14 protein-coding genes are annotated in these 17,108 nt (G+C 57.8%); 12 read left to right on the forward strand and 2 right to left on the reverse strand.

Going from position 1 to position 17,108, the window contains the following annotated elements; all coding sequences use genetic code 11:
• The first annotated feature begins 2 nt into the window (after window positions 1–2).
• From nrfD to BLP10_RS05770, 4 genes are read left to right on the forward strand one after another with little or no spacing between them, the layout of a single operon-like run.
• Window positions 3–1,316 (forward strand): NrfD/PsrC family molybdoenzyme membrane anchor subunit, encoded by a 1,314-nt coding sequence (gene nrfD, locus BLP10_RS05755; protein ID WP_091131529.1) that lies wholly within the window; start codon window positions 3–5, stop codon window positions 1,314–1,316.
• Window positions 1,313–1,852, forward strand: coding sequence for a DUF3341 domain-containing protein (locus BLP10_RS05760; RefSeq protein WP_091131533.1), 540 nt, complete (start codon window positions 1,313–1,315; stop codon window positions 1,850–1,852). The genes nrfD and BLP10_RS05760 overlap by 4 nt, the downstream gene beginning before the upstream one ends.
• Window positions 1,843–2,337 (forward strand): c-type cytochrome, encoded by a 495-nt coding sequence (locus tag BLP10_RS05765; protein ID WP_091131537.1) that lies wholly within the window; start codon window positions 1,843–1,845, stop codon window positions 2,335–2,337. The genes BLP10_RS05760 and BLP10_RS05765 overlap by 10 nt, the downstream gene beginning before the upstream one ends.
• On the forward strand, window positions 2,334–3,284 hold the full coding sequence (locus tag BLP10_RS05770) for a hypothetical protein (RefSeq protein ID WP_091131541.1): 951 nt from the start codon (window positions 2,334–2,336) through the stop codon (window positions 3,282–3,284). The genes BLP10_RS05765 and BLP10_RS05770 overlap by 4 nt, the downstream gene beginning before the upstream one ends.
• Window positions 3,285–3,304: 20 nt before the next feature.
• Here the strand turns inward: BLP10_RS05770 and BLP10_RS05775 are convergent, their stop codons facing one another.
• Window positions 3,305–3,850, reverse strand: a complete 546-nt coding sequence (locus tag BLP10_RS05775) for a c-type cytochrome (RefSeq protein ID WP_210183594.1) — start codon at window positions 3,848–3,850, stop codon at window positions 3,305–3,307.
• 326 nt (window positions 3,851–4,176) lie between these two features.
• On the opposite strand from BLP10_RS05775, the gene coxB reads away from it, so the two are divergent.
• The 6 genes from coxB (at window position 4,177) to BLP10_RS05805 (ending at window position 13,786) form a co-directional block, all read left to right on the forward strand.
• Window positions 4,177–5,100 carry a cytochrome c oxidase subunit II gene (gene coxB / locus BLP10_RS05780; protein ID WP_244510407.1) on the forward strand — a complete coding sequence of 308 codons (924 nt, stop codon included), beginning with the start codon at window positions 4,177–4,179 and terminating at the stop codon, window positions 5,098–5,100.
• Window positions 5,097–7,664, forward strand: coding sequence for a cytochrome c oxidase subunit I (locus tag BLP10_RS05785; protein ID WP_091131548.1), 2,568 nt, complete (start codon window positions 5,097–5,099; stop codon window positions 7,662–7,664). Before coxB ends, BLP10_RS05785 begins: the two co-directional genes overlap by 4 nt.
• The gene (locus tag BLP10_RS05790; protein ID WP_091131552.1) at window positions 7,664–8,023 is read left to right on the forward strand and encodes a hypothetical protein; all 360 of its coding nucleotides are present in this window, start codon (window positions 7,664–7,666) and stop codon (window positions 8,021–8,023) included. Before BLP10_RS05785 ends, BLP10_RS05790 begins: the two co-directional genes overlap by 1 nt.
• 23 nt (window positions 8,024–8,046) lie before the next feature.
• Window positions 8,047–8,574, forward strand: coding sequence for a DUF421 domain-containing protein (locus BLP10_RS05795; protein WP_091131556.1), 528 nt, complete (start codon window positions 8,047–8,049; stop codon window positions 8,572–8,574).
• A gap of 182 nt (window positions 8,575–8,756) precedes the next feature.
• The gene (locus tag BLP10_RS05800) at window positions 8,757–11,468 is read left to right on the forward strand and encodes an Ig-like domain-containing protein (RefSeq protein ID WP_091131559.1); all 2,712 of its coding nucleotides are present in this window, start codon (window positions 8,757–8,759) and stop codon (window positions 11,466–11,468) included.
• Between the two features lie 131 nt (window positions 11,469–11,599).
• Window positions 11,600–13,786, forward strand: coding sequence for a CHASE2 domain-containing protein (locus tag BLP10_RS05805; RefSeq protein WP_091131563.1), 2,187 nt, complete (start codon window positions 11,600–11,602; stop codon window positions 13,784–13,786).
• A gap of 82 nt (window positions 13,787–13,868) precedes the next feature.
• Here the strand turns inward: BLP10_RS05805 and BLP10_RS05810 are convergent, their stop codons facing one another.
• Complete coding sequence (locus tag BLP10_RS05810) at window positions 13,869–14,237, reverse strand: hypothetical protein (protein ID WP_091131566.1); 369 nt, start codon at window positions 14,235–14,237, stop codon at window positions 13,869–13,871.
• Between the two features lie 484 nt (window positions 14,238–14,721).
• Here BLP10_RS05810 and BLP10_RS05815 point away from each other — a divergent pair, with 484 nt between their 5' ends.
• Window positions 14,722–15,879 carry an acyl-CoA dehydrogenase family protein gene (locus BLP10_RS05815; protein WP_091131570.1) on the forward strand — a complete coding sequence of 386 codons (1,158 nt, stop codon included), beginning with the start codon at window positions 14,722–14,724 and terminating at the stop codon, window positions 15,877–15,879.
• Between the two features lie 41 nt (window positions 15,880–15,920).
• On the forward strand, window positions 15,921–17,066 hold the full coding sequence (gene aliB, locus BLP10_RS05820; RefSeq protein ID WP_244510408.1) for a cyclohexanecarboxyl-CoA dehydrogenase: 1,146 nt from the start codon (window positions 15,921–15,923) through the stop codon (window positions 17,064–17,066).
• Window positions 17,067–17,108: the final 42 nt, after the last annotated feature.

Here is a 17,108-nt window from a genome sequence, read left to right on the forward strand (position 1 = left end):
CGATGACAAGCCATGCGCAGGCCAGAACCAGCAAGATTGCGGACATCCCCCTTCGCCGTCGCTTCGGCGCGATCTGGTGGATCGCCTTGGGGGTATCGGGCGCGCTCGTTCTGCTGCTCGGCTACACGCTGGCCTCGGTCACGATTTTCGGCGTGGGGGTTTGGGGCGTCAATATCCCCTTCGTCTGGGGATTCGACCTGATCAACTATGCTTGGTGGATCGGCATCGCTAATGGGGCAAGTCTTTTTGCGGCCATCCTGGTTCTGCGCCGGCACGATCTGCGAACGGCCGTCAATCGCTTCGCGGAGGGCATTGCGCTCTTTGCCGTCATCTGCGCGGGGATCTTTCCGATCTTCCATCTTGGCCGCCCTTGGCTGTTTTACTGGACGTTTCCGTATCCCGCGACATTCCAGGTCTGGCCGCAGTTCCGCAGTACGCTGACCTGGGACTTCTGGGCCATCAGCACCCATGTCGTCGTCACCAGTTTGCTCTGGTATGTTGGCCTTATTCCCGATCTCGCGACCCTGAGGGATCGGGCCCGGAAGGAGAGCGTTCAGCGGATTTATGGAGTGCTTGCCCTCGGCTGGCGAGGTTCCGTGCGCCATTGGGCCTATCACCAGCGCGCTTATCGCCTTGTCGCCATCCTCGTGCTGCCTCTGATCCTTATCATGCAAAGCACGGTGGCCTTTGAATTCGCCGTGACATTGGTGCCTGACTGGCACGAGACCCGTCAGCCGCTCCATTTCGTAGCCACAGGCTTGGCTCAAGGCCTGTCCATCGTTCTCCTTGTCGCTGTTCTGCTGCGCTGGGGATTGAAGCTCGGGCACTATATCGATGAGGGCGACATCGATCTTCTTGGCAAGCTCGTTCTCGCAAGCGCTCTCGTGTCCGGCTATCTTTATCTGGACGAGTTCGTCTCCGCCCTTCTGTCGGACGGCTTGGCACAAGAGGCCACTTTCAACCGCATGACGGGGGACTATGCCGGCCTCTACTGGACGGCAATCGTTTACAGCGTCCTGATTCCACAATTGCTCTGGTTCAAATCCGCACGTCAGAGCACCATTGCCGGCGTTTTCGTCGGCGTGTCCATAGGCGTAGGCATCTGGTTCGACCGGTTCTCGATTATCGTCGGTGGGCTTCAGACGGATTATCTGCCCTCGATCCAGCGAACCTACAGCCCAAATCTCGCGGAGACAGGCCTGTTTCTTGGGACGATCGGATTGTTCTCAGCCTTCATCCTGCTCTTTGCTCGCTTCCTGCCCGCGATTTCCATGTTCGAAACCCGTCACGACGAACATGAGGAGAAAACCTCATGACGTCATCCGTTTATGGGATCATGGCCGAGTTCGAGAACCCCGAGGCTCTGATGGATTCCGTCAGGGCGGCAAAGCGGAAAGGCTTCACGAGGATAGACGCTTTCAGCCCCTTCCCACTCTCCGATCTCGCTGAGGAAATGGGCGTTCGCACGACGATCATTCCTTGGATTGCCCTCGTTGCGGCCTTGGTGGGGGCGGGTATTCAGTACGCCGCCCAGTACTGGATGAATGCTGTCGATTATCCTTTGAATGTTGGAGGCCGTCCGCTCAATGCGTGGCCTGCCTTCATCCCATCGACACTGATCGTTGCAATCCTATGGGCCGGTGCGGCAACCCTGCTCGGGCTGCTCCTGATCCTTCGGCTCCCGCGTCTGCATCATCCGGTCTTCGAGGTGCATGGTTTCAAACGCGCTTCGGAGGACAGGTTTTTCCTCTGCATTCTGAGCAGCGACCCCCTGTTCGACGATGATGAGGTCAGGCACTTTTTCGAAACCCTGTCACCGAAAGCGGTGCGCGAGGTGCCGGCATGCGGCTAGCCGTGGTCATGATCGGCCTGTCCCTCCTGACCTCCTGCGATACCGGCACGGAGCAGCGGGATGAGGTCGCCTCGACCCGCACAGTGCAACGGCCGTATGTGCCTGTTCCTCCTGGCGTCATTCCACGCGGAACCGCCGCACAGGAGGCAGCACTGGCAGCGCCAGGGCCGCAGGTTACTCCAGGATTGATCGCCAGAGGCGAAGAGCGTTTCCGGGCCTTCTGCTCGCCTTGTCATGGCCTGAGCGGCCGTGGAGATGGAACGGTGGTTTCTCGGGGCTTTCCACCTCCGCCATCCTATCATGAAGAGCGCGTGAAAGCCCTTTCTGCTGAGCAGATCGCCACGGTCATCACAGAGGGGAGAGGTCGCATGTTTTCTTATGCCGATCGGGTTCTGCCGGAGGATCGCTGGGCCATCGCCCATTACGTGAAGCAGTTGCAGGCAGAAGGTGGAACTCCGATGCGTCAGGGAGAAGCATCTCCATGAATGTGATGGAGGCCCTCTATATCGTCTTTGTCGGGCTTGCCGGGATCTCCATGGGCAGCCTGATCGTGTTGATGATCGGCCACCTCATGAACGAGCATTGGCTGGCTCCGATCCGAGCGGAGGTAGAAGCCGCCGCATTGACGCTTCCGTTGTTCATCCTTCTCGGCGTTCCGCTTGCCTTCGGCATCGATCAACTTTTTCCCTGGGTCAGTGAGAGGGCCGATCTGCCGCCGGTGCGGGCCACATTCTTGAGCCCCGGCTTTTTCCTCCTAAGAAGTGCAATCTATCTGTTGGTCTGTGCCGGAATGGCGTTCTGGCTGATCCGGACCCGGCATGTGCGTCAGGTCAGCGCTGTCGGTCTGGCCCTGTTGACGCCGATCGTGAGCTTCGCGGCCTACGACTGGGTATTGTCGCGCGAGCCGCATTGGTGGTCGAGCCTGTTCGGGTTCGCCTTCGGGCTCGCCCAGGTTCTCGCCGCGCTGGCCGGCGCCATTCTGGTGAACTTTCTCAAGCCCGACCCGGCCTCCTCACAGAGGATGAAGAGCCTGGAACGTGCTTTGCTGACATTGGCTCTTCTGACTGTCTGGACATGGTTTGCCCAATTCATCATCGCTTGGCTTGCCAATCTTCCGCAAGGTGCAGGCTGGTTCCTGAGGCGGGCCGATGCTTCGGATCAATGGCTTCTCAAGACTTCCTATCTATTGATGCTGGGCGCCATCGTGGTGCTGGTTCCTTCCGGCGTGAGCCGAGCCGCCATGATTGGAGGGAGCTCGCTGGTGCTTCTGTATCATGGCGCTCATACGCTCTGGATCCTGCAGCCGAGGGGGATATCTTCCTGGCTGGATATCGTGCTCATTCTTGGCATCATCTGTCTTTGGATTGCAGCTTTCATCACATTGATGAAAGTCCGTCCGAGTTATGCCGAGGAAGCGTCCGCTGAGCCCTGAGCGCAGGCAAATGCATCTCGCTAAGTGCGAGGTTCTTGGCTGATGTTTTGATCAGGGATGATACGGCGCGTACGCGGATCTGTTTCCGATGGTGTTGTTGTCGAATCGGGGATCTCGATGGTTCTCCCGCTGGCATCGCGAAGCGGAAGGGGAGGACCGCTTGGATAGACCCGCAGATCCTCGCTTCCCAGGGAATAGAGATAGGCGGCCATATGCCGGGCTTCGGCCTCCGTCACGCCTTGCGATGGCATTCCGGTCTGCGGCTTCAGCGCTACAGGGTCCATCAGCCACGCCATCAGATTACGTGGCGTGTTCGGCAGGAAGCCTGCGAGGAGATGCTGCTGCGCGTAATTCTCGAGGATCGGCCCGACCCTGCCGCGCGCGCCTCGGATGCCGTCGATCTGGTGGCATGTGCCACAGCCATAGGAATGGATCAGGGCGCGGCCCTGCTCAGGCTCACCGCCGGCAATATGCAGGATGGAAGCCTGCTCCTGCTGGTCGCTGCAGGCCACCAGCCCTATGAGGGCGGAGGCGATGAGCAATCGATTGAGCGCGCGCCTGATCATGAGCTCTGCTTCGGAGTTTCCGATGAAGCAACCGGCAGGAGCCGCTTCCGTTCCTTGGCGACCATATAGCGCTAGATGACCCGTGAGCCACGAGGTGCCGTGTTCATGGGCCCAAAGGAGCCCGACAACCCAGTTGTAAATTGAGGGCAGGGTGTTTCGAGGGAACCATAGCTCACGGCCAAGCTTTGTTACTCGATACAGATAAGACCCAAGTTGGGCAAATGAACCTTGAAGCGAGATGGCATACCCTTCATGGGTGGCTTGGCACCTTTGCGAAGCGTGCGGCTGCCCTTTTCTGTATGCTCTCCCTCATAGGGTGCAGTGGCGTGCAATCGGCCCTCGATCCGGCCGGAGGCGATGCTTCGAGGATATACTGGCTTACCGTCATCATGACGGTGGGAGGCACCCTCATTTTCTTGGGTGTCACGAGCCTTCTGCTCTACGCGATCTTTGCTCCCCCCGAGCGGCGGGCATGGCTCGGCACCCGTGGAACGATCGTCTATGGCGGACTGGCCTTTCCGATCGTGACCCTATCTGCGCTTCTCCCTTACGGGCTCATCGTCATGCGCGACACCGATGTGCCGCAAGAGGGTGCGCTCCCGATCGAGGTGATCGGCGAGCAGTACTGGTGGCGCGTCCGTTATCCTGCGGATGGTCGTCAGACAGAGTTTTCGACAGCCAATGAGATCGTCGTCCCTGTCGGGCGCTCCATCGCCGTGTCCGTCACCTCTGCCGATGTGATCCATAGCTTCTGGATTCCGAATTTCGGTGGCAAGATCGATATGATTCCGGGGCGCATCAATCGCATCAACTTCACGGCAGAGAGACCGGGCGTCTATCGCGGCGTCTGTGCGGAGTTCTGCGGCGATCAGCATGCCCGCATGGCTTTCGATGTCATTGCATTGGAACCTGAGGCTTTCGAGGCCTGGCGGACAGAACAGGCAAAGCCTGCCCGAGAACCCGAAATTCCCCTGCTTGCACGCGGACGAGAGCTATTCCGTGTCGGCGGATGCGGATCCTGCCATGCGGTGCGAGGGACAGAGGCCAGCGGGCAGTTCGGGCCTGACCTCACTCATGTGGGAAGCCGTCGCACGATCGGAGCAGGCCAGTTCCCGAACAATATCGGTACGCTTGCTGGATGGATCGCCAACACGCAGCATATCAAGCCGGGTGTGCGGATGCCCTCCTATGGATCCCTGAGCGGTGAGGACCTTCGCGCCCTGGCCGGATACATGGAAAGCCTGAAATGAACGCACCCGAAAGTCCTCGCTCCTTCGGGCGCAACGAACCTGACTATCCCAATCCGCTACCCCGGCCGGAGGGAGAGTTCGAAGCTCTGCAAAAAGCCTGGAAGGCACCGAGCGGCCTCAGCTTCATCACGGCCGTCAACAACACCTATGTCGGCCTGTGGTATATCGGAACGGCTTTTCTGTTCTTCATCCTGGCAGGCATTCTGGCGCTCATCATGCGCGCGCAACTCGCGCTGCCGGAAAGCAATCTCGTCGGGCACGATCTCTACAACCAGCTCTTCACCATGCATGGCACGGTGATGATGTTCCTCTTCGCCGTTCCAGCGGTGGAGGCCGCCAGCGTTTATCTGCTGCCGAACATGCAGGCCGCCCGCGACCTCCCCTTTCCACGGCTTTCGGCATACGCATTCTGGGCATATTTCGTCGGCGGACTGGTATTCTTCGGGACGATCTTCTTCGGTCTGGCGCCGAACGGCGGCTGGTTCATGTATCCGCCGCTCACCGGCAGCAAGTATTCGCCGGCAGAGAATGCCGATTGGTGGCTGCTCGGCATCGGCTTCATCGAGATCTCGGCCATCGCGGGCGCCATCGAAATCATCGTGGGCGTGATGAAGACACGCGCCGTCGGCATGAGCCTTGACAAGCTGCCGATCTATTCATGGGCGATGCTCGTTTTCGCCGTCATGATCGTCATCGGCTTTCCCGCGGTCATTCTTGCGACGCTTTTGCTCGAGATGGAACGGGCTTTCGGCTGGCCGTTCTTTATCGCGGAAAGAGGCGGAGATCCTCTGTTGTGGCAGCACCTGTTCTGGTTCTTCGGCCACCCGGAGGTGTACATCATCTTTCTGCCTGCAACCGGCATGGTTTCCATGATCGTGCCGACGATGGCGCAGACGCCGCTAGTTGGGTACCGCCTCATCGTACTCGCTCTCGTCGCCACAGGCTTTCTGTCCTTCGGGTTGTGGGTTCACCACATGTTCGCGACGGGCCTGCCGAAGATGTCCCTGAGCTTCTTCTCGGCTGCCAGCACGGCGGTTGCGGTGCCGAGCGGTATTCAGGTTTTCGCCTGGATCGCGACTATCGCGTCCGGGCGCATGAAGCTGACGACGCCATCGCTCTTCATCATCGGTTTCCTCTTCATCTTCACACTCGGCGGCCTCACGGGCGTGATGGTGGCGATGGCGCCTTTCGATTGGCAGGCTCATGACAGTTATTTCGTCGTGGCGCATCTTCACTACGTGCTCATCGGCGGCATGGTGTTCCCGCTCTTTGCTGCGTTCTATTACTGGATGCCGGTAGCCAGTAAGTACCCTCTTTCGGAACGCCTGGGACGCTGGGTCTTCGGCCTCATGTTCCTCGGGGTGAACGTGACCTTCCTGCCGATGCATATTACCGGCCTTATCGGCATGCCCCGGCGCGTTTATACCTATCCGGTCGGAATGGGATGGGACACGCTCAACGTCGTTTCGACCATCGGTGCGTTCATGATCGCCGCTGGCGTTGCGATATTCATCTACGACTTGGCGCGCAAGTTTCGGTTCGCCTCGGACGATAATGCCGGAAACGTCTGGAATGCCAGCACGCTCGAATGGCTTCCGAACGGAAACTATAATACCCGCAGCATACCCGAAGTTGTCAGTAGAGATCCGCTTTGGGATCAGCCCAATCTGTCGAAGGATGTGGAAGAGGGGCGGTATTATCTGCCTGGAACGGCGACCGGCGGGCGGGAGGCCTTGGTGACGAGCCCCTTCGATGCACGGCCTCAATATATCCTGCAGGTCCCAGGTCCTGGCTGGCAACCGGTGCTCGCCGCAGTCTTCACGGCTGCCTTCTTCCTGTTGCTGACGGTGAAGTTCGTTCTTACATCAGTCGTCTGCGGCGTGATCGCTGTCGGATGCGTGATCTGGTGGCTTTGGGAAACCGATCCAGGGCCCGTTCGCCCGCCCGCCGATATCGGCGGTGGCATCGTCGTGCCTGTCTATGTCACCGGGCCAGCGAACCATTCCTGGTGGGCCATGATCGTTCTCATGGTCGTCGCCGGTATGGTCTTCACCTGCCTGATCTTCTCCTATCTCTTCCTCTGGCTCGTGAATCCGGGGGCATGGCCACCGCAAAACGTCCGAATTCCCGAATGGACGTGGCCCTCTCTCGCGGCATTTCTTTATTGCGGCAGCGCTGTCCTGATCGCTGCCGCGAGCCGGCAACTCCGCGGTGAAGATCGCCGGAGCCCAATCTCTGTTCCAATTTTGATCGGGGTGGCGCTTCTGTTCTTATGCGGTGGGTCAGCCATCGATCTTTGGGCACAGTGGGGGACGGATCTAAGCCCCTCCGCTCACGCCTATGGTGCAGCAGTTTACGCCATCATGTCTCTGCAGATATTCTTTGTCCTGACGACGCTCATCATGGGGGCCTACACAATCGCCCGCTGGCTCGCAAGACGGCTCGACAGCGTGCGGCGGACGACCTTCGATAACACCATGCTGTTCTGGTACTACACGGTAGGACAAGGCTTGGTCGCTCTTATCGTAGTCCATTGTTTCCCGCGGTTGACGGGAGGGATCTGATGAGCGGGAGACGCACGGGACAGGTTCTCCTTATGGTGGCCGGCCTCATTGCGTGGGCAGTTCAATTCACGATCATCTACGCAGTGACGTCGACCCTGTGCGGTCGCGGGTGGGCAGATGCGGCTTTCCTCGGATTCGAGATTGTCCCGATGACCATCGTCTCAGCGACACTTGTTACGTTTTCTGCGACGCTCCTCGCTGCCGTCTGGTCCTTCAGGAACCATCGGCGGAAAGGGGAGCAGCCCGTCTCAGGGGCGGACAGTTTCATGAATCATGTCGCAACCCTCATCAATGGCTTATCGCTCGTTATCATTCTTTGGCATGGAATCTCTGCCTTCATTCTTCCGGCTTGCGCCTAGTGCCCCATGAGGAGGCTTCGACGATGATCGACTGGCAGGAAATTTTCGTACCAACGCATCCAATCCATGAGATCATCATTCGTGGGACGTTCACTTATATCTTGCTGTTCCTTATTCTGCGTTTCCTGCTCAAGCGGCAATCCGGAGTCATCGGCATAGCCGACTTACTTGTGATCGTCCTTATCGCCGACGCCGCCCAAAACGCGATGGCGAGCGAGTACAAATCCATCACTGAAGGCACAATTCTGATTCTGACAATTGTCTTCTGGAACTACGCAATCGATTGGATCGGATATCGCTTTCCCGCGCTTCAGCGCCTGACAAGGCCTCCACCGCTCCTTTTGATCAAGAACGGCGAGATGATTTTTCGCAACATGCGCCAAGAGATGATCACGACCGAGGAACTTACCAGTCAGCTGCGCCAGCAGGGCGTCGAGCACTGCTCGGAGGTTAAGCTGGCGTATATCGAGGGTGATGGGCGGATCAGCATCATCCGGAAGGACAAGGAAGAAACGGGACAGGCGGATACCGCCATGAAAGGCGCGCCCTGAAACGCTTCTCCATGCCAAAAGGCCGAGAGTAGTAATATAAAATCGGTCATCGAGAGGGCTGTTCGACGGGGAGTGAGCGAATTCGAGACAGCCGAAAACCTCGTCTCAATCCATGAGATTACATTCTCGTGGGAATAGGACTGTAAAAAGCGTATGATCCTTCAAATGCAAGGGTTTTCGCTGTGTATCAATCCGGTGACGGCACCCGTGTTCTTGACATCCAGATCGACGCTGACAAAGCGGCGGGCCAAAGTGGTGAGCCGGATTCATCCATTCTGTTTCCCGACAACGACCTCCTGTTTACCGCCGATTTCAGGAGATCAGGCTCGGATCTCCTCCTTGAGGGCCCTGAAACGACATCCGTCATCATGGGTTATTTCAGAGGTGAAAGAAGGGCCAATATTGTAACGCCCGAAGGAGCCGGGCTCAAAGGGGAAACCATTGAGATCCTGGCAGGCCCCGATCCTCCAGGTCGATATGCGCAAGTGACCGGTGCTGCGCCGGGCCTGGTTCCGATCGGACGCGTCGAGAAAGTGTCAGGATCTGTCACCGTCCTGCGAAACGGCATTCCGATCGATCTTCGGCTCGGCGATACGGTTGCCAAGGGTGATGTCGTTCAAACCGGCTCGTCCTCGTCATTGACGATCAAACTCAATGACGGAACGGTTTTCAACCTGTCCTCCAGCGCCCGAATGGTCCTGAACGACATGGTCTATTCGGCGAGTTCGAACGCGAACTCGGCATTATTCACCCTGATACAAGGGCTGATCGGGTTCGTTGCAGGGCAGGTGGCCAAGACGGGCGATCTCAAGGTCGACACGCCCGTCGCCACCTTGGCGATCCGAGGTACGGCGGTCCAAACGGAGATCACTGCGATCAGCGGCACGACGCGTTTTTCGCTCCTCACCGAGCCTGACGGGCGTGTCGGTTCAATCGTCCTTCTGGACAAGAACAATCCATCCCGGATCATAGCGTCCATGTCGGATGCCCGCGTCGCCACTCTCCTTACCCCGGTGGCAGGCGCCGATCCGTTGATCAGTCAGATTGCAAAGACCAACGACGAAATTCGAACCGAAAGCAGCTTTGTCAGAGATCTGTTCCAATTCTTCTCCGAGCCAAGTCAAAGAAGAGGCAGCAGCGATCCAGAGGACGCGCCCATCGTTCCTGCGAGCTTGCCTCGGTCCATCGACGCGTTTGATCAGAGGCAGCTGGCCTTTGTCCCTTTCGCTTTGGAGCGTGTTGAGATTCCTAGCCTGACCATTGCAGTACCTATCTCCGCGCCTGCGCCGATCCGGGGGACGGCTATCGAGGACGGGCCGGTCGCGAGGCTTGGCGCATTATCCACTGCAGCAAGTAATGAGGCGCCACCACTTGTGCTCGTGCCTGCAGCATTGCCACCTGGCGTGAGGTACCTTGGCAGTTCGCGAAGTTTCTCACTGGACCCCACGCATCCTGCCTATCAGCACCTGGGGGCGGGTGAGACGGAGAGCGTGACAGTCGAGTACCGGTTGGCATTCAGTGACGGGTCTGTCGTGCCGGCTTCTGTCACTTGGGTCATCAATGGCAGGAACGATGCTCCCATTGCAGGCAATGACCGCATTGCAGGCCTTGAGGAAAACGGGCGGACGACGCTTGCGGTGCTTCCCAATGACCGCGATATCGATGGCGATGCTGTGCGAGTGGTCAGTTGGACATCTCCCTTTGAGGGTTCGCTCAGCCTCGATGATAAAGGAAACCTCGTCTTCGATCCGGGAGATGATTTTGGTGCGCTAAGCCGTGGCGAAACTGCGACGGTCTCTTTCGCCTATACGATTTCCGACGGCAAAGGGGGGAGTGATACGGCAACCGTAACCCTGCAGGTCAATGGCGAGGGGGCGTTCTCGTCGCCAGATCAAGCCGCCTCAGATGCAGACATCCTCGATTTTAATGGACAATCGGCTTCGCTTACGATTGAGACGCCGACAGCGACAACAGCCTCAAGTGCAGACCTTGAACTGACCATATCGCTTGGATCGGTTCTGCAGCCTCAGATGAATATTCTCTATTTGATTGATGTGTCAGTCAGCACTTCCGACAGATACGAGGGTGATCCGGTCGGTGATCTGAACGCAGATGGCCGTTTCAATACGATCCTCGACGCAGAAATCGCCACCCTGATGGCCCTGACTGAGAAGGTAAGAGGGCTCGGTTTCTTTCCTGAGGACGTCTCAGTAACGATCATCCCTTTCAATGGAAGCGCAGATCCAACGGATTCCGGATCCTCCAGCGGTAACGGCGTGAGCGCAGAGACTTTCAGCCTCGGCCAGACAGGGGACGATGCCATCGGCAACTATCTCAGAAATCTTGATGCAAGTGGAGGGACTGATTTCGCAGATGCGTTGCGTGCAGCTAACGAACAGCTCCAAAACCTGGATCAGGGAGGCGAGAAGAATATCCTGTATTTTCTCTCGGACGGCAGAGGCCAGGGGAATTTCGGACCGGAGCTTGCCGAGTTGAACGATCGGTACAACGCAACAATTTCCGCGCTCGGATTCAGTGGCGCCGGGGAGAATGCGCTCGGAATCTTGAATGGAATTGACAATACGGATGGGGCGTCCCTGGTGATGTCGCCTGAAGAAGTCGGTGCTTCGGATGTCGGGTCTCCGCTGCAGGGCGGGAAGGTCGCCGATGTCGATCTCTTCCTGAACGGCATGGAGATTGCTGGGATCGGACGGGAAGATCTCATTGAGGTCGGAAACGGATGGACCCTGAGCACATCGGTCGATGGTCTGAGACGACTTGTCGGAGATGCAAACGAGGTGCAAGCGGTCGTCAGGTTCGAGAGTGGGGAGGTGCTGACCGCCGATCTGACGATCGCTGGAGCGCTGCCCCGCTCGACCGATCTTATCCTGTGAGGATGCATGCTTGGGCCCTCACCCCTCTTCCATCTGCACGGTCATCGACCGGTTCCGCAGGAAAGGAAGGTGACTACTGAAGCAATGACGTGGAGCCTTGCAGGACAACCCGACTTCAAAGGCCCGCAGCCATGGCCTCTTTCCTGAACAGGTTGCGCCGCTTTGGAGCCGGACGTGTCGTCGGTATCATACTTCTGACAAGTCTGCTGGGGCTACGGGTCTGGGACCCGGGGCCGGTCGAAGTCATTCGTCTCAAGGCGCTCGACATTTACCAACTCCTGCATCCGCGCCAGGAACGTCACGATCTTGTCGCGATCATCGATATCGACGAGCAGAGCCTGAGGGCACTTGGCCAGTGGCCATGGCCGCGAACGATCATGGCTGAAATCATTGAAAAGATCGTTGAAGAGGGCGGAGGAGTCATTGGGTTCGATGTGCTCTTCCCCGAGCCGGATCGTAGTTCGCCCGAGGTCTTTGCTCAGACGTTTCAAGGGCTCGATGACGCTACAAGGGAAAGCCTTCAGCGCATGCCCGGGAATGACGCCGCCTTCGCTGATGCGATCAAGGCGGCAAAGGTGGTTCTGGGGCAATCCGGGTATCGTGTCTCAGGCGCTATGCCGAATGTGCCGCCTCCGGTTCAAACAGGGATCGCGAGCTTAGGCCCAGACCCACGTCTCTTCCTCGTCGACTTTCCTCATCTCTTGCAGAACATTCCCATTCTCGACGAGGCCGCGAGCGGGCATGGCATGTTTTCGATTTCTTCCGACCGCGATGGGGTTTCTCGCCGCGTTCCTGTCATGGCGGTCGCAAACGGAACCCTCGTTCCTTCGCTCTCGCTCGAGATGCTTCGGGTTTCGACCGGATCAGATACCATTCTCGTCAAATCAGATGCGAGCGGCATCCGAAGCGTTGGAGTGAGCGACTTCGAAATTCCAACAGACGGCAAAGGCCGGGTGTGGGTTCACTACTCGGCGCCTAAAGTGGGCCGGTATATATCTGCGATTGACCTCCTGCAGAACCAAGTGCCCAGCCAAAGGCTCGCTGGCAAGATGGTGTTGATCGGATCCTCCGCGGCAGGACTTCTCGACCTCAAAGTAACGCCTGTTGATCCGGCGCTGCCAGGAATGGAGCTGCACGCTCAGGTTCTGGAGAACGCTCTCATGAGATCGACATTGAGCCGCCCAAGCTATACGGCCATCGTCGAGCTTGGGCTCAGCGCTCTGCTCAGCATTCTCCTGATGGTCCAAGCTCCGAAGATGAGCGCCGGCTCACTCCTCGTTCTCGGGGCGGTTCCTGCTGCCGTGACATTAGGCCTGTCCTGGTATTGCTTTGAAGTTCTCGGAGTGCTGATCGATTTCACCTTCCCGCTGATTTCGAGCTTCTTGGTCTATGCTCTTCTCGTTTTCACGAATTATGTGACCGTTTCCGCAGATCGCTTTCGGATCAGATCCGCCTTCAGTCAGTATCTTTCCCCCGATCTCGTCGAGCAGCTGGCGCAGTCGCCGGATAAACTGAAGCTCGGGGGAGAGCAGCGTGAGTTGACCGTGCTCTTCTCGGATGTTCGAGGCTTCACGTCGATCTCGGAACTCTACAAGGGCGATCCGCAAGGCCTCACGGCTCTCATCAACCGGCTGTTCACGCCGCTTACCCACGATATTATGAATCATCGCGGGACCATCGACAAATACATGGGCGATGCGATCATGGCATTCTGGAATGCGCCGCTTCCAGATCCTATCCATGAGATCAATGCCTGCAAAGCGGCCTTTGCCATGCTGGAGAGCTTGAAGGCACTCAATGTGCAGCGCCGGCAGGAAGCCGAAGAAGGTCGAGAAGCTCCTCCGCTCAATATCGGGATCGGCCTGAATACCGGACTTTGCGTTGTCGGAAACTTCGGCTCAGACCTCCATTTCAATTATTCGGTTCTAGGCGACACGGTCAATCTGGCATCGCGGCTGGAAGGTCTGACCAAGGAATACGGGTTCCCCATCATCATAGGCGAGACGACCGCTCAAGCGGTGCAGGTTCAGTTCGCTGTCCTCGAAATCGACCATCTCCAGGTTAGAGGAAAGCGGGATCTGGAGCGGATCTTCACGCTTCTCGGCGATGCTGAAATGGCCGGAAATCCTGACTTCATCGAATTGAAGGAACGGAACCGCGCCATGCTTTCTGCCTATCGAAGCCGGGAATGGGCGCATGCCCTTGAAATGATCCTTCTCTGTCGAGAGCTGGGGAAAGCCTTCGGCCTCGAAACCTATCATGAGCTTTACATCCAGCGGATCCGGCAGCAGATCGACGCCGCGGCATCATCCAGCTGAGAAGGGTTGAGCCAGGTGGAGCGCCATGAAATGGCTCAACGCTTGACGATCGCTGCCGGCACAGATGTGACGAATGCAGGCCTTACGTTGTCAGCTCTGATAAAGACTGTTGAAGTTGAGCGGGATCAATCCGCACCTTCAAAACCGTTCCGCCGAAATCGAGTGCCAGAACAGAGCCTTCACCATCACGGTGAATCTTTGTGCTCAGAGGCTGCACCGGCACGCTCTTGCTGTGGTTGGGGCCGGCATCCCTGGAGAAGGTCCTGGGCGGCTTGTCCTTGTGGGTGCGCACCATGTCGCCGAGCAGGTCTGTCAGGATCGGAGTGGAATCGATCACGCTGAAGAGGACTTCATATTCCTTGCCGGTCTCAGTGCGGATGCCAAGGACGACGATCTCCCCATCGTTCGTCACGTGCACCCGCCAGGCTTTAGATCCAATTCTCTTGACCATCGTCGTCTTTCCCGATGCAACTCTTCATCCGGATCGGTTTGCCACGATAATGTGATGACCGCCAGACCTGCCCGGGGCGTTCGGCGCTAACAGCACATATACTCCGTTCGTAAGCTGGCTGCGGGGCTGGCTAGTACATGGCGAATGAGCAGCGAGCGGGTGTATGGGATACGCTTGCACTGATGCTGATAAATAAAGGATTGTATCAGGAAAAATAGTAACCTCGTAATATACTCTGGGTAGTTTTACAGAATAATTATTCAAGTATAGAGAAATTATCTTAAATAAATCAAAAGATATTTTATATTCTGCTAGCTTGGGCCTGTTATCCATTGAAATGGACTTTTGGTCCATGGAAAAGCTAAGTTAATTGATGCCAAGTTCATAATTAGGAAGCCTTGCTCGGCTCTTGGCGCAAGCCGCGATATGACAATGCATTGACATTTAATTGAAGGCCGATAATCTCCTCATTGGAGAAACGAAGATGCCTTTAGATAAATCGCTTTTGCAGTCTCTAACCTCCTCTGTGCGCCGTTTCGTCGATGAGCGGCTGATCCCTCAGGAGGCGAAAGTATCGAAGGCCGACGCCATCCCCGATGAGTTGATCGAGGAGATGAGAGAGCTTGGTCTTTTCGGTCTCTCAGTGCCTGAGGCTTATGGTGGGCTAGGACTTTCGCTGGAGGAAGAGGTTTCTGTGATGCTCGAACTCGGGCGCGCGTCACCTGCCTTCCGTTCGCTGATCGCAACCAATGTCGGAATTGGGTCTCAAGGAATCGTCATCGATGGGACGGAGGAACAGAAACAATCCTTCTTGCCTTCGATCGCCTCTGGAGAGGTGATCGCCTCTTTCGCGCTGACGGAGCCAGAAGTCGGATCGGATGCCGCATCCGTGCGGACCACAGCCCGGCGTGAGGGTGACGTTTATTATCTCAACGGCACGAAGCGCTTTATCACCAATGCTCCCCGCGCCGGATTGTTTACCGTCATGGCCCGGACCGATTCCGCGAAGCCGGGAGCATCGGGCGTGTCGGCCTTCATTGTTCAGGCTGGCAGTCCTGGCCTGTCAATCGGCAAGCCCGAGCATAAGATGGGGCAGCAGGGATCACACGTTGCCGACGTGATTTTCGAGGAATGTCCCGTTCCCGTCGCCAACTTGATCGGCGGAGTGGAAGGACAGGGTTTCCGCACGGCCATGAAGGTTCTTGATCGCGGACGCCTGGGCATTGCTGCGGCTTGTGTCGGCTTTGCTGAACGCATTCTCGATGAAATGGTCGCTTATGCGGCAGGCCGTCGACAGTTCGGCTCTCCCATCGCCGACTTCCAGCTCGTGCAGGCGATGATCGCGGATTCTCGAACGGAAGCCTATGCCGCCCGCTGCATGGTCTTGGAAACCGCCCGCGCCAAGGATGCAGGCGCCGAGATCGGCACTGAGGCTTCCTGCTGCAAGCTGTTTGCGTCCGAGATGGTCGGCCGTGTTGCTGACAGGAATGTGCAGATCCACGGCGGATCGGGCTACGTCTCAGACTATGCCGCTGAAAGACACTACCGCGACGTCCGTCTCTACCGGATTTACGAAGGGACGTCGGAGATCCAACGCCTCAAGATCGGGCGTGACACTGTTCGCGCCGCCAATGTGAGTTGAAACCGATGAATGCTTCCTTCCAACCTATGGACACTGCTTCGATGTTCGGCCTTACGTCGGAACAGAGGAGCTTCCGCGAGACGGCTTTACGCTTCGCGCAGAACGTGCTTGCCCCTGCCTCTCGACAGATCGAAGCCGAGGGTCGCGTGCCGATGTCGCTGCGCAGGCAGATGGGTGAGCTCGGGCTAATCGGGGTCGAGATGCCCGCCGAGTACGGCGGTTTGGCCGTGGATCACGTCACAAGCGGCGTTGTGATCGAGAGCATTGCTGAAGGTGACTTCAACGTTGCCTATATTCAGCTGCTTGCATCCTTGTGCGGCACCATCGTTGCACGTCATGCCTCGCCGGAACTTGCGGCAGAGATTCTGCCAGGTGTGTGCAGCGGCGAGAAGATCATCGCACTGGCCCTGACCGAGCCGCAGGGCGGGTCCGATGCGGCGTCGCTGCGATTGAAGGCAACGCGTGATGGCGATTCTTACATCCTCAATGGGGAGAAGACCTCCATCTCCATGGCGGACCAATCCGAATATGCGGTAGTCTTTGCCCGTACCGGCACCGAGGCGGAGCGCGCATACGGCGTTTCGGCGTTTCTGGTGGATCTCGATGCATCCGGAATCAGCCGCACGCGGTTCGACGATCTCGGTGAGCATGCCATCGGACGTGGCTCGATATTCTTCGACAATGTGCGGGTGCCGGCATCGCGCCTGCTCGGCGGTGAGGGCAAGGGCTTCGTGCAGGTCATGCAGGGCTTCGACTTCAGTCGCGCACTCATCGGCCTACAATGCCTCTCAGTGGCCCGCGTGTGCTTGGCCGAGACCTGGAAATACGTGTCCGAGCGAAAGGCATTCGGCAAACCTTTGTCCGACAATCAAGGGGTCACCTTTCCGCTCGCGGAGTGCGAGACCCATGTCGAGGCGGCGCGCCTGCTCTGCTATCGGACGCTTGCCGCCAAGGATGCCGGCGTGCCGCATACCCGTGAAGCTGCCATGTGCAAGTGGTGGGCGCCGCAGCTTGCTTTCGAGGTCGTTCATAAATGCCTGCTGATGCATGGCCATGCCGGCTACAGCACCGAACTGCCGTTCGAACAGCGCCTGCGCGATGTGCTCGGCCTGCAGATCGGTGACGGCACGGCCCAGATCATGAAGCTCATCATCGCTCGCGAGACGCTGAAATCGCTCGCAACCTGAATTGAACGGGCGCGACAGACGCCCGACATCTCGAGGAGGAAA

Origin of the sequence: Microvirga guangxiensis (assembly GCF_900102135.1) — a bacterium.
GTDB classification, from domain to species: Bacteria; Pseudomonadota; Alphaproteobacteria; order Rhizobiales; family Beijerinckiaceae; genus Microvirga; species Microvirga guangxiensis.

Bases quoted from the DNA above. Each gene is read 5' to 3' on its own strand.
- BLP10_RS05760 (WP_091131533.1), top strand. From the start codon at position 1,313: ATGACGTCATCCGTTTATGGGATCATGGCCGAGTTCGAGAACCCCGAG.
- BLP10_RS05765 (WP_091131537.1), top strand. From the start codon at position 1,843: ATGCGGCTAGCCGTGGTCATGATCGGCCTGTCCCTCCTGACCTCCTGC.
- BLP10_RS05785 (WP_091131548.1), top strand. From the start codon at position 5,097: ATGAACGCACCCGAAAGTCCTCGCTCCTTCGGGCGCAACGAACCTGAC.
- BLP10_RS05815 (WP_091131570.1), top strand. From the start codon at position 14,722: ATGCCTTTAGATAAATCGCTTTTGCAGTCTCTAACCTCCTCTGTGCGC.
- BLP10_RS05770 (WP_091131541.1), top strand. From the start codon at position 2,334: ATGAATGTGATGGAGGCCCTCTATATCGTCTTTGTCGGGCTTGCCGGG.
- BLP10_RS05810 (WP_091131566.1), bottom strand. From the start codon at position 14,237: ATGGTCAAGAGAATTGGATCTAAAGCCTGGCGGGTGCACGTGACGAAC.
- nrfD (WP_091131529.1), top strand. From the start codon at position 3: ATGACAAGCCATGCGCAGGCCAGAACCAGCAAGATTGCGGACATCCCC.
- aliB (WP_244510408.1), top strand. From the start codon at position 15,921: ATGTTCGGCCTTACGTCGGAACAGAGGAGCTTCCGCGAGACGGCTTTA.
- BLP10_RS05795 (WP_091131556.1), top strand. From the start codon at position 8,047: ATGATCGACTGGCAGGAAATTTTCGTACCAACGCATCCAATCCATGAG.
- BLP10_RS05790 (WP_091131552.1), top strand. From the start codon at position 7,664: ATGAGCGGGAGACGCACGGGACAGGTTCTCCTTATGGTGGCCGGCCTC.
- BLP10_RS05775 (WP_210183594.1), bottom strand. From the start codon at position 3,850: ATGATCAGGCGCGCGCTCAATCGATTGCTCATCGCCTCCGCCCTCATA.
- BLP10_RS05805 (WP_091131563.1), top strand. From the start codon at position 11,600: ATGGCCTCTTTCCTGAACAGGTTGCGCCGCTTTGGAGCCGGACGTGTC.